This window comes from Ectobacillus panaciterrae DSM 19096, from assembly GCF_000430785.1.
Classification (GTDB): Bacteria; Bacillota; Bacilli; order Bacillales; family Bacillaceae_G; genus Ectobacillus; species Ectobacillus panaciterrae.
Genome location: NZ_AUMR01000003.1, coordinates 212,323 through 225,122, shown reverse-complemented (window position 1 = coordinate 225,122; position 12,800 = coordinate 212,323). Strand labels below are relative to the sequence as shown.

At 43.4% G+C, this 12,800-nt stretch carries 12 protein-coding genes; all 12 read right to left on the bottom strand.

Annotated features, from left to right (window positions below):
• Positions 1-267 precede the first annotated feature (267 nt).
• Entirely contained in the window at positions 268-1,311 is a 1,044-nt protein-coding gene (gene recA / locus H540_RS0101175; RefSeq protein WP_028399053.1) for a recombinase RecA, read from the bottom strand.
• A 209-nt stretch (positions 1,312-1,520) separates the two neighbouring features.
• Positions 1,521-2,756, bottom strand: coding sequence for a competence/damage-inducible protein A (locus H540_RS0101170; protein ID WP_028399052.1), 1,236 nt, complete (start codon positions 2,754-2,756; stop codon positions 1,521-1,523).
• 35 nt (positions 2,757-2,791) lie between these two features.
• Positions 2,792-3,379, bottom strand: coding sequence for a CDP-diacylglycerol--glycerol-3-phosphate 3-phosphatidyltransferase (gene pgsA / locus H540_RS0101165; RefSeq protein ID WP_028399051.1), 588 nt, complete (start codon positions 3,377-3,379; stop codon positions 2,792-2,794).
• Between the two features lie 62 nt (positions 3,380-3,441).
• Complete coding sequence (locus H540_RS0101160; protein ID WP_028399050.1) at positions 3,442-4,347, bottom strand: helix-turn-helix domain-containing protein; 906 nt, start codon at positions 4,345-4,347, stop codon at positions 3,442-3,444.
• 21 nt (positions 4,348-4,368) lie between these two features.
• Positions 4,369-5,154 carry a DUF3388 domain-containing protein gene (locus tag H540_RS0101155; protein WP_028399049.1) on the bottom strand — a complete coding sequence of 262 codons (786 nt, stop codon included), beginning with the start codon at positions 5,152-5,154 and terminating at the stop codon, positions 4,369-4,371.
• 145 nt (positions 5,155-5,299) lie between these two features.
• The gene (locus H540_RS0101150) at positions 5,300-5,551 is read right to left on the bottom strand and encodes a DUF3243 domain-containing protein (protein WP_028399048.1); all 252 of its coding nucleotides are present in this window, start codon (positions 5,549-5,551) and stop codon (positions 5,300-5,302) included.
• Between the two features lie 65 nt (positions 5,552-5,616).
• On the bottom strand, positions 5,617-6,333 hold the full coding sequence (gene ymfI / locus H540_RS0101145) for an elongation factor P 5-aminopentanone reductase (protein ID WP_028399047.1): 717 nt from the start codon (positions 6,331-6,333) through the stop codon (positions 5,617-5,619).
• A gap of 64 nt (positions 6,334-6,397) precedes the next feature.
• Entirely contained in the window at positions 6,398-7,684 is a 1,287-nt protein-coding gene (gene yfmH, locus H540_RS0101140; RefSeq protein ID WP_028399046.1) for an EF-P 5-aminopentanol modification-associated protein YfmH, read from the bottom strand.
• Between the two features lies 1 nt (position 7,685).
• Positions 7,686-8,960, bottom strand: coding sequence for an EF-P 5-aminopentanol modification-associated protein YfmF (gene yfmF / locus H540_RS0101135; protein ID WP_342665999.1), 1,275 nt, complete (start codon positions 8,958-8,960; stop codon positions 7,686-7,688).
• Positions 8,961-9,186: 226 nt separating this feature from the next.
• Positions 9,187-10,146 carry an ABC transporter permease gene (locus tag H540_RS0101130; protein ID WP_028399044.1) on the bottom strand — a complete coding sequence of 320 codons (960 nt, stop codon included), beginning with the start codon at positions 10,144-10,146 and terminating at the stop codon, positions 9,187-9,189.
• On the bottom strand, positions 10,147-11,205 hold the full coding sequence (locus tag H540_RS0101125) for an ABC transporter permease (RefSeq protein WP_028399043.1): 1,059 nt from the start codon (positions 11,203-11,205) through the stop codon (positions 10,147-10,149). It lies immediately after the preceding gene.
• Positions 11,198-12,730, bottom strand: a complete 1,533-nt coding sequence (locus H540_RS0101120; RefSeq protein WP_028399042.1) for an ABC transporter ATP-binding protein — start codon at positions 12,728-12,730, stop codon at positions 11,198-11,200. The genes H540_RS0101125 and H540_RS0101120 overlap by 8 nt, the downstream gene beginning before the upstream one ends.
• Positions 12,731-12,800 lie beyond the last annotated feature (70 nt).

Below are 12,800 nucleotides of genomic sequence, written 5' to 3'. Positions count from 1 at the left end.
AACCGCCCGATCCTTTTAGATGGGCATAGTGCTCCTGCCAAGTATAGCAGCGGTCAAACCCTTCGACTCTCCCTTGTGTCTTTTTACTAAACAGCTTTGTTCTTTTGTGTGTTGTATCCTGCGAACAGAAGAACGGAATGGAGAGAGCGCGGAATTTTATACTTTCTTACTTTACAAGAAAAGCGGAACCTTCGAGGCCCAGCCAGGCATCCCTCTATATTTATTCTCATACACAAAAAAGACACATCGCTGTGTCTTTTTTATTTTCTATTCATCAAGAAGACTGAGATCATCCTCTTCTTCTATTACTGTACGCGGTGCATCAGAATCGATACCGTAATGCGCACGTACTTTAAGAGCTACATCATCACGAATATGAGAATTTTCCTTTAAGAACACTTTTGAATTTTCGCGGCCTTGTCCTAGGCGTTCTTCATTGTAAGAATACCAAGCACCGCTCTTTTGCACGATGTCAAGCTCAGTCGCCATATCCAGAATTTCGCCCTCTTTGGAAATGCCTTCTCCGTACATGATATCCACCTCGGCTACACGGAACGGCGGAGCTACCTTATTTTTCACAACTTTAATTTTCGTTTTGTTACCTACGATTTCATTGCCTTGCTTCAGCTGCTCGGCACGGCGAACTTCTAAACGAACTGTAGAATAGAACTTCAGCGCACGGCCGCCTGGAGTTGTCTCTGGGTTCCCGAACATAACGCCAACTTTTTCACGAATCTGGTTAATGAAAATCGTAATCGTTTTAGATTTGTTGATTGCACCGGAAAGCTTACGAAGCGCTTGAGACATTAAACGAGCCTGCAAACCTACGTGAGAGTCTCCCATCTCGCCTTCGATTTCAGCTTTTGGCACAAGCGCCGCTACGGAGTCGATAACGATGATATCTATCGCACCGCTTCGTACCAATGCTTCCGCAATTTCCAATCCTTGCTCTCCTGTATCCGGCTGAGAAAGCAATAAACCATCTATGTTTACACCTAATTTTTGTGCATATACAGGATCCAATGCATGCTCTGCATCAATAAATGCAGCTTGTCCGCCGCGCGCTTGCACCTCTGCGATTGCGTGAAGGGCTACAGTCGTTTTACCTGAGCTTTCAGGGCCGTAAATTTCGATAATGCGTCCGCGGGGATATCCGCCGACTCCAAGCACCACGTCCAATGCTAAAGAACCGCTTGAAATTGTGGAAATTTGACGGTCAGTTTGCTCTCCAAGCTTCATGATAGAGCCCTTGCCGAACTGCTTCTCTATTTGTTTTAACGCCATGTCTAATGCTGCTTGACGATCGCTCACTCAATTTCCTCCTTTGTTTTACAACCTATATTTATTATACCTGTTTCTGTGGAAAATGCCAACAAAAAAACGAACACTTATTCGATTTTTTATTTACCATTTACAATTCTCCTATTTCTGTTTTATATAAATACAATTTATAAGTTCGACATGGATTTTGTCGAAAATTCATTTAGGATATATAGAAAAAAGAAAAAACTGAAAGAGCATTATAGCTCTTCCAGTTTTTTATAAAGGTGGTAAAATCCATATTTTACAGCGCGTTCTCGAACGAGGAGACGGCTGCCGCCAAGCTTCAGCTCAACTGCGAATGCCGTGCCGGCAACGGAGATTCCGATAAATACGGTTCCCGGCTGCTTGCCTTCTTGCAGATCCGGACCGGCGACACCTGTAAAGCTGATGCCTACGTCTGTTTTCATGAGCGTACACACGTTTTCCGCAAGATGAATTGCACATGCTTCACTGACAGCGCCTTCTGACGCGAGCACTTGCGGCGGCACTTGCAGCACATTTTGCTTGACTTCATTGCTGTAGCAAATCACGCCCCCTTTGAATAAAGAGGAAACGCCGGCAATCTCTGTTACCTTCTCTCCAAATAAACCGCCTGTTAAACTTTCTGCGCAAGAAAGAGTATATCCTTTCTTCCGCAAAGCTGCAATTGCTTTTGTATGTAAAGAATCATTATTATAACCATAGAAAAATTCTCCGACTCTCTGAAGAATGTTCTGTTCCGTCTCATCCAGCAGAGAAGATGCTTGTTCTTCTGAAGCATGCTTTGCCGTTAAACGGAGCGTTACCTCTCCTTCAGATGCCAGCGGTGCGATAGTAGGATTTGTTTGTGCATCAATGAGATCTTGAATTGTATCTTCAAGCTGTGATTCTCCGATTCCGAAAAAGCGCAGCACGCGTGAATGCAGCTTTTCTTCCGATGCAAGCTTCATCAGAAAGCTTTCTACATAACTCACATACATCGGATTCATTTCCTTTGGCGGACCCGGAAGCAAAATATATACATTGCCTTCCTTATGAAGTCCCATGCCCGGTGCCATGCCATGGTCATTTGGAAAAACAGCCGCACCTTCCAGAACGAGAGCTTGCTTCTTGTTGTTTTCTGTAAACGTCCGTCCTGTACGTTTATAATACTCTGCGATAGAATGCAGCGCTGCCTCGTCATATACGAGCTCGCTTCCGATTGATAAAGCAATGGTTTCCTTCGTTAAATCATCCTTTGTCGGACCGAGTCCCCCTGTAAAAATTAAAATGTCCGCTCTCTTTCTCGCAATCTCAATCGCCTCTCTCAAACGTCCTGCGTTATCCCCTACAACTGTTTGATAATAAACATCAACGCCGATGGCTGCTAACTTTTGAGATAGAAATTTTGCATTCGTATTTAAAATTTGTCCAAGCAGCAGTTCTGTGCCAACCGCAATAATCTCTGCGTTCACGCCCCATCCCCCCTATATTGAGTTTACAAATCATATTATTTTGAATTCGCGAATACGGTCCGATTCTTCCAGAAGTAATCCCAGCCGGAAAACACTGTGAAAATAACAGCGATCCACATGGCAACGTCCGCTACGGAAAACGGAAGCCAATGCAGCGGAACATCGTGAAGCAAATATGCTGAAATCGCTACGATTTGCGTCCATGTCTTAATTTTGCCAAGCATATTGGCAGCCACAACCTCGCCTGTTCCTGCCAAAATTAAGCGTAATCCCGTTACCGCAAACTCGCGGCTAATGATGATGATAACCATCCAAGACGCAACACGATACGGCTCCGGAACCTCAATAAGTACGATTAACGCAGCGGAAACAAGCAATTTATCCGCAAGCGGATCGAGGAACTTGCCGAGATTTGTCACAAGATTATATTTCCGAGCATAGTGTCCGTCAATCCAATCTGTCGCTGATGCCACAATAAAGATAATAGCTCCCAGCAAGTGACTTATCGTTAATCCGTTCGGTCCTATTACATCACCCGACCAGTCAAAAGGCACAAGCATAATAATCATAAATAAAGGAATTAAACAAATTCTTGATACGGTTATTTTATTAGGTACATTCACGACTATTCCTCCATCATTTCCAAAGCGGTTTGTTCATTGAAAATAGTCATCGCGTGCGATGACTATTGTTGAGCCGGCTGCTGTTGCTGTGTTCGCAAGTTGTTGATCAACAGGATTTGATGATACGCATTATTAGGATCTTGCGGATATGAAACAGCTTGTCCGTTGATTTTAATCTCCGTATTTGGAGAGCTTCCGATATTTAAGCGTACAACGTCCTCCGCTGATAAATCCTGCTGCACTGTTTCGCCCGCGTTCAAAGTTTTGCTGAGGAACAGCTTGCCTGCACCATTTTTAATATCTATATACGCTCTGCCTTTTGCGGTAATCTCTAATAGGAATGCCGTATTGTTGCGCAGCTCCATTGTAGAATTTTTACCAGACGTTCCGACAACCTTCAGCTCCTGTACTGGCTGAGCTGGCTGCGCCGGCTGAGTTTGCTGGGTTTGCTGCGCTGGCTGATCACTTTTCTTTGGCTCCTCTGCCTTCTTGTCCAAAGGAGAGTCCTGTACTTTTTCTATCTTTGCCTTTGTTGCATTTTGCTGCCCCTGATTTGTGTCCCGGCTTGCTAAAGCCTGAAAAACAAGCCAAATACCAACTCCCACCGATATAACCAGAAGTGTAATTAAAATTTTCGGCATATAATCCATAAGTTGCGCAGATGCAGCGTTTGGAACCGTTTCTCTAGAGCGCTTCACTCTTGAAAGCTGCGTCACATCATGAGCTGCGGGAGGAAGAGGCAGTTCATTTTTATGTTCCTCCAATAAAGCCTCTGGTTCCAGTTCTACTGCTTCTGCATATTGCTTAATAAATGCTCTTACATAAAACTCGCCCGGGAGCACATTTAAATTTCCTTCTTCAATGCTCACTAAATAACGCTTTTGAATTTTCGTTATATCCTGTAACTCATCCAGCGACAAACCTTTTGCCTGCCTTGCTTCTTTCAGTTTTTGTCCTAATTCTGCCAATGAAAACACCTCGATATTTCCCTAAAAGTCAAACATAGAAAAATTATTGCCCTTTTCCTGTTCAATATCATCCACTAAATCATACGTAATTTCTTCATCATAATCGTTGCGCAGCTCAATGATATAATCAAAGTCGTCAAGCGTGTATTCCGACTGCGCCACAAATATGTCAGGGTGCTCTACCACCTTTGTCGCAGGAATACGCATAATTTCACGAACTAGCTGCCAGTGCCGTTCATTCGCTCTTTTAGTAGAAACAATTCCATCTAAAATGAAAATATTGTCTTCGCTGTACTCATCTTGAATCAATTGACTGCGAATCGTTTGTTTAATGAGCGTCGAGGAAACAAACAGCCATCTTTTATTTGCACAGACGCTTGCTGCTACAATGGACTCCGTTTTTCCTACACGCGGCATCCCGCGAATGCCAATCAGCTTATGGCCTTCTTTTTTCATCAATTCTGCCATAAAATCTACAAGCAAACCTAATTCATCACGAACAAATCGAAACGTTTTTTTATCATCTGCATCCCGCTGTATGTATCTTCCGTGTCGCACTGCCAACCGATCTCTCAGTTTTGGCTGACGATACTTTGTTACCGTTATATTATCCATCGTATTCAGAATTGATTCAAGTCTCGTGATTTGTTCTTGATTTTCGCACATGAGCAATAAGCCGCGCCGTTCATTATCAACACCGTTAATTGTTACAATGTTAATACCGAGCATCCCGATTAATGAAGAAATATCACCGAGCAAGCCAGGTCGATTCTTATGTATTTCATACTCAAAATACCATTCAATCATCTTTAACACTCCCCCTGCCTACTTCACATCTATGTACTATATTATATGATTTTCTGTCAATAGAAAAGCCAAATTAACAATCCATTTTTTCGAATGTGCATATATACCGTCTGTAAAAGAAAAAGAGGGGATTCTCCCCCCTCTTCTAGCGCTGGTTCTGAACGAGCTTAACCATTAAATTAGCGATGGTGTGCTGCTCTTGCTCATCCGCCACTTTCCAAAGCTCAGCCAATACTCGCTCTTCCTCGTTGCGGGGTTCTACTTCATTCGCAAGATAGTCACCGATACGGTAAGCCATTTCAGAAACGTAGTTTCCGTCCAAACCTTTACCTCCTGCTTGGTCCATGCGCTCGCCTAAAAACGCTTTCCACTGGTCGAAGTTATCCAATACAGACATTCTTAACACCTCACTTTAATAATTGAGTCAATAATACTATGTGCGTTTTTTGTCCGTTTTATGTATCAGCAATGCCATCCGCCGTTCACACCTAAAATTTGTCCCGTAATGTAAGAAGACTCTGCAGAAAGTAAAAAGGAAGCGGCATTTGCAATTTCTTCCGCCTGCGCCAATCTTCCAAGCGGGATTTCCTCTGCTATGCTCTGCTTATCCTCTTCTGAAAACATACGCATCATTTCTGTCTCAACAGCACCTGGCGCAATTGCGTTTACGCGAATGCCGCTTGGTGCCGTTTCCTTTGCCAATGCTTTTACATATGTATTTTGTGCACCCTTCATCATAGAATAGAGCACTTCGCACGACGCGCCAATTTGTCCCCAAATCGAAGATACAACTATAATATTTCCCCTTTGCACCCGAATCATGGACGGCAATGCAAAATTGACAAGCTTATATAAATTTGTAACGTTAAGACGCGTCATATCGTCAAGCTGCTCGTTTTGTACGTCCGTCACTAAACTGAACACGCTTTTTCCGGCAGTATATACAATCGCTTCAAGGGGATGATGGATTTGACTCCACAATACTTCAGCGCCGTCTTCTTCAGCCAGATTTGCCTGAACGGGAATATACTCTTCTGTACCAAGCTGATTCATGAACTCTTCTATCTTATCTCGTCCTTGGTTGTAATGCAGATATAAAGAATAGCCGTCAGCAGCAAGCCGTTTTGCTACAGCCGAACCAATTCCTCCGCTTGCGCCTGTAATTAATGCATACTTCATCCGCTGTTCTCCTTCTCTTTTTGTCCTCACTTTATAAGAAAAAGCATCCTTGTGCAAGGATGCTCTACTGCTTCGGCACAACTTGGCAAACGCTGAGGCGCTTCTCATCGATAAAGTCTTTTGCGGCAGCCTTTAAATCACCAATGGAAATCTCTTCAAGAACTGGAAGCGCATCAAACAGGCTGGACCCGTTGAACGCATAGCGCGTAAACTGGTTCGCGATATACTCCGGAGAATTTAAGGAGCGCAAAAAGCCGCCGATTTTCTTTTTCTTCGCCCGCTCCAGCGTTTCTGCGGACATCTCATCATAATTTGTATCCAGCAAAATAGATGATAACCGTTCTGCAAGTTCATCCGGCTTCTTCGTATCACCGCCGACCATCGCAAAACCAAAGCTGCTTTCTTCGGTATAGTCATAAGAAAACGTATCATCAATGAGCCCTTCGTTATACAGCTCTTCATAGTTATTAGAGCCTCTTCCGAATAAATAATCCATAAGAAGCGTAACTGTAATTTCATACTTCAGCAATTCCCGACCGTGTTTTGCAGGAGTTTTCGCCTTCATTCCCACTAAACATTTTGGTGTTTGTACAGTCATTGGAATGACTTTCTTCTTTTCACTGACCGCTTCCGGCTCCTCCTCAAAGAAACGCTGAATTTCCGGCTGATCTGTATAATCCTTTTTTGCTTGATTATCACGAACAAGCTGCATAGTTTGCTCCGCATCTACCGGACCTACAACAAACAAAAGCATATTGCTCGGATGATAAAACGTATTGTAGCATTCATACAAAGAATCCTTTGTAATTTGACTAATAGATTCAATTGTTCCTGCAATATCAATTTTTACCGGATGCTTTTCATACAGGCTGTCAATTAATCCAAAGTATAAGCGCCAGTCTGCATTATCCTGATACATTTGAATTTCCTGACCGATGATGCCCTTTTCCTTTTCAACCGTCTTTTCTGTAAAATAAGGCGCCTGTACGAAATCAAGCAGCGTAGTCAGGTTCACATCGACATTCGATGTGCAAGAGAATAAATAGGCCGTTCTTGTAAAGGATGTGAATGCATTGGAAGAAGCGCCTTGCTTGCTGAAAAGCTGGAATGCATCATGATCTTCCTTTTCAAACAGCTTATGCTCTAAAAAGTGAGCAATACCGTCCGGCACGCGTACTTGTTCCTGCCGATCAAGCGGAACAAAGGAATTATCAATAGAACCGTACTTCGTTGTGAATGTTGCAAACGTTTTATTAAAGCCCTGCTTCGGCAAAATATACACTTCTAAGCCATTTGGCTGCTTTTCGTAAAACAATTCTTCTTTTAACTGTTCAAATGTGATTTTTTCCATGTTACGCTCCCTCCAATCCCTGCAAGAGGTATACAGTATCCAATTCTATTTTCTTCGCTACCGCCACCACTTGCTCTTTTGTTACACTGTCGATTTCTTTTTCCCATCCTTCGAGCGGTCTTTCGTATCCGGCAATTACATTATGATACAGCATTTCCACAAGACCGCGCGGCGTATCGATTGTTTCTAAAATTTGATTGTTGATGACAGCCTTTGTTTGATTGAGCTCATCGTCTGTAAAATCGCCGTTTTGCATCGCTGTCAGCTGCTCTTTAATGATGGAAACTGCTTTTTCATAGTTCTTTGCTTCAATGCCAGACATAACGAACAGCAAGCCTTTATGGCTTTCGTACCGGGAGGCTGCATAATAAGCAAGACTGTTTTTCTCACGCACATTGATGAATAATTTAGAATGAGAAAATCCTCCAAACAAACCATTAAACACTTGAAGCGGAAAATAATCCGGGTCCTTATAGGAAATATGCGTGCGGTACCCGATATTGAGCTTGCTTTGCTTCAAATCCTGCTTTTCCACAACTTCCTGCTCCTTTACTTGCTTCGGGGCAGCTGACTGCACTTGACAACTTTGTGCGCTGCGGACAGGCAAAGTAAAATACTTCTCAATAAGGGACAATGTCTCCTCTGGGAGATCGCCTACAAGGTATAAATCCATGCAATCTTCCGCTAAAACTTTCTGATAGTACTCATATAAGGACTCCGGTGTGATAGAAGCCACTTTATCTTTCAATCCGTTCGGGCTCAAGCGATATGCCTCTTCCTTACACATTTCTTCAATGAGACGTTCATTTGCATAACGCATCTTATCATCATATACAGATTCGATTCGCTGCATGAGAGAACGCTTCTCGCTTTCGACAATAGAAGCGGCAAATACGCCGTTTTCTTCCGCCGGATGCAGCAATACCTCAGCTAACACCGCAATCGTCTTTTCGAGCAGCGGAGGCGCATCCTGCAGGTATGCTTCATTTGCAACATCCATGTAGATGGAAATCACATGATCTTCCCCTTTTTTGTTCACGTCTACCGACAGCGCAGCACCGTACAGCTCTTCTAAATATTGACGAATTTCCTTTACGGTTGAAAGGTTTTTCGTTCCGCTTTGCAGTACGTATGGCAGCAACGCGCGATATGTAACGGTATCCTCCGATAGAGGCGCTTTCATTCTTAGCACTAGTGTATTCGTTTTATACTTAACAGTCGGAATCATATGTACCTTTAAGCCTGCAAGCTCATGTACTTGCTGTTTCATCTCCATTTTTACTCCTCCTTTACGGAATATTCTTCTTCAATATACAGTTTTTCTCAAGCAGTTTGCAACTTTCCATATATAGAGTTTATCGCTATTGTATGAGAAAAAATCATGTTTATTTGCTTTTGCACAAAAAAACTCGCGCTGCACGCGCGAGTTTTTTGTGTAAAAGATAAGGGAGCATAAAAGGGGCATGTCTAGCTTTGCACCTGAACAAGCCGGCTCCGCTTTCTTAACGTTTTCCCTTTTCGTACGGGGTGCCGAGTGCCTTCGGCGCCTCAGAACGCCCTACAAAGCCCACAAGAGCAAAAATCGTAAGCACATACGGCAATATAATCAAAATAACAGGAGGGATGTTCTGCAATAGCGGCAGCGTTCCGCCTGTAACACCCAGAGACTGCGCAAAACCGAAGAACAGCGCAGCGCCTAGAGCACCGATTGGATGCCATTTTCCGAAGATCATCGCTGCTAATGCCAAGAAACCTTGTCCAGCAATCGTTCCGCCGGAGAAATTGTTGGAGATAGATGTAGCGAATACTGCTCCGCCCAATCCAGCGAACATACCGGAGATGGCTACGGCTGTATAGCGCATTTTATACACGTTGATTCCCATTGTATCAGCAGCCATCGGATGCTCGCCCACTGCACGAAGACGAAGGCCGAACGGTGTTTTATAAATGATATACCAAACGACAAAAACTAAAGCAATCGCAATATAAGATGTTAATGGAATAGACGTGAAAAACAACTTGCCAAGAACCGGAATGTCAGATAAGCCCGGAATATCAATTTTATCAATACGATATTGAATTACGTCCGTCTGTCCTTTTCCAAAAATCTTTTTAATCGCAAAAACTGTTAAACCAAGGGACAGGAAGTTGATAGCTACACCGCTTACTACCTGATCCGCTTTAAACGTAATGGATGCAACGGCATGCAGCAGGGCAAATAATCCGCAGCCAATTGCAGCGATGACAAGAGAAATCCAAGGAGCAGCAGCCCCCCAAGTATCACCCATTAAAAGAGTAGTCACAATACCGATAAAAGCACCGAATAGCATTAAACCTTCCAGAGCAATATTTACAACACCGGATCTTTCACTGAATATGCCGCCAAGAGCAGTGAAAATGAGAGGAGCTGCAGTATATAATGTCCCTTGTATAATAATAGCTAAGACATCTAGGAAGCTCATTTATTTCCCCTCCTTGCTAAAACGAGTCAAAGCCCAGCGAATAACGTAGCTGCATGCCACAAAGAAAATAATACATGCCACAATTACATTAATGAGCTCAGACGGTACGTTCGCTGTAAAGTTCATTTGCGGAGCCGCGCTTTTCAGGCCGCCAAACAATAAAGCTGATAAAATAATGCCGAATGGATTGTTCATCCCTAATAAAGCGACAGCGATACCGTCAAAACCGACTCCTGTAAACGACGTCATAGCTGTCATATACTGGAACGTACCTAAACCTTCCATAGAACCTGCAATACCTGCAAAAGCACCTGCAATTGTCATAGAAAGAATAACATTGCGAGAAACTTGCATACCCGCATAATGAGAAGCATGCTGGTTATATCCAACCGCTTTTAGTTCATACCCAAGCGTTGTACGGTCCAATAAAAACCACATAAGCACGGCTGCTAACAGCACTACGATAATGCCCCAGTGAAGACGGGAGCCGCCTGTTAAAGAAGACAGCCATGAAGAAGCGAGAGAAGCGCTTTCTTTGACGTCATACGATTTTTCATTTCCTGCATGCAAGAAACGTTTAATTAAATCATACGTCACATATAGTGCAATATAGTTCATCATAATTGTTACAATAACTTCGTTCACCTTAAACTTCCCTTTTAAATAACCGGGAACGAAGCCCCAGATTCCTCCGGCAACCGCAGCTGCCAAAATAGATAAAGGAAGATGAATGATCTTTGGTAAGTCCAGTGCATAGCCGACCCATACAGATGCAAGCCATCCCACTAGCAGCTGACCTTCTACACCGATATTGAATAAGCCTGTACGAAATGCAAACGCTACAGAAAGTCCGGCTAACACAAGCGGAAGCATAGCACGAATGGTTTCGCCGACCGCACGCGGATTTCCGAACATGCCATCAAGGAGTGCACTATATCCAACAACAGGGTCGTATCCGCTGACAAGCATAACAATCGCTCCGACTAAAAGTCCAAACAAAGCGGAAAATACCGGTACTAATATATCAATCGTACGAGGCGTTAAGAAACCTTTACGCATTTGTGTTCACCTTCTCTCCTTGCGTTCCGCCGGCCATTAACAAACCAAGCTCCTGCTCGTTCGTTTCTTTTGCATTGACAATGCCGACGATTTGACCTTCATAAATAACAGCGATGCGATCGCTCACGTTTATAATCTCGTCCAGCTCTAAAGAAAGGAGCAGAACGGCTTTTCCTTTATCGCGCTGTTCCACTAGCTTTCTGTGAATGAATTCAATTGCTCCTACATCCAAGCCCCGCGTCGGCTGCGCCGCAATCAGCAGGTCTGGATCGCGGTCTACTTCACGGGCGATAATTGCTTTTTGCTGGTTTCCGCCCGAAAGAGCACGTGCTGGCGTATGTTCGCTTGGTGTACGAACGTCGAATTGCTGAATTAAAGCTTTCGCTTTTTCGTATACCTTGCCAAAGTTTAATATGCCTTTAGATGAAATCGGCGGTTTATGGTATGTCTGCAATACCATATTGTCGCCAATGGAGAAATCAAGAACAAGCCCGTGTTTATGACGGTCTTCCGGAATATGCCCCACACCTTCTTCTGTAATGCGGCGAGTCGGCCAGTTCGTCACATCTTTATCATTTAATGTAATAGAGCCTGACTCAACTTTTCGTAAACCCGTAATCGCTTCGATAAGCTCGCTTTGACCGTTTCCGTCTACGCCCGCAATCCCTACAATCTCTCCTGCACGAACAGTTAAGTCAAGTCCTTTTACAGCAGGCAAGTTGCGCGAATCATTTACAATGAGATTCGAAATTTGCAGTACATTTTGTTGAGGTTGGGCGTCTGACTTTTCAGTTTTGAAACTGACTTCACGTCCCACCATAAGCTCTGCAAGCTGCTGTTCATTCGTAGTTGCAATATCTACTGTTCCAATGCCTTTCCCTTTACGAATGATCGTACAACGATCACATACTTCCATAATTTCTTTTAATTTATGAGTAATAAGAACAATGGATTTTCCTTCTTGCACAAGACGCTTCAGGATGCCGATCAATTCATGAATTTCTTGCGGCGTCAGCACTGCTGTCGGCTCGTCGAAAATTAAAATCTCAGCGCCGCGGTATAACGTTTTTAAGATCTCTACACGCTGCTGCATACCTACAGAAATATCTTCGATTTTCGCATGTGGGTCTACTGCTAATCCGTACTGCTCAGAAAGCTTTTTGATTTCAGCAGCTGCATCCTCGATGTTGATTTTTCCGCCTTTTTTCGGCTCATTTCCTAAAATAATATTTTCAGTAACAGTAAAGTTGTGCACAAGCATAAAATGCTGATGCACCATGCCGATTCCCAATTCATTCGCAACGTTCGGGCTTGTAATCTTTACCGGTTTGCCTTGGATCTTGATTTCGCCTTCTTCCGGCTGATACAAGCCGAACAGGATATTCATCAATGTGGATTTTCCTGCACCATTCTCACCAAGCAAAGCGTGGATTTCTCCTTTTTGCACTCGCAGGGTAATATTATCGTTTGCTTTGATGCCCGGGAATACTTTTGTAATGTTATTCATCTCAATTACATATTCCATGAATTAACCTCCCTTGATGGAAGTTCCATACTTTTCTAGCTGGTTTTATATACATACAAAGGTTAGTTCA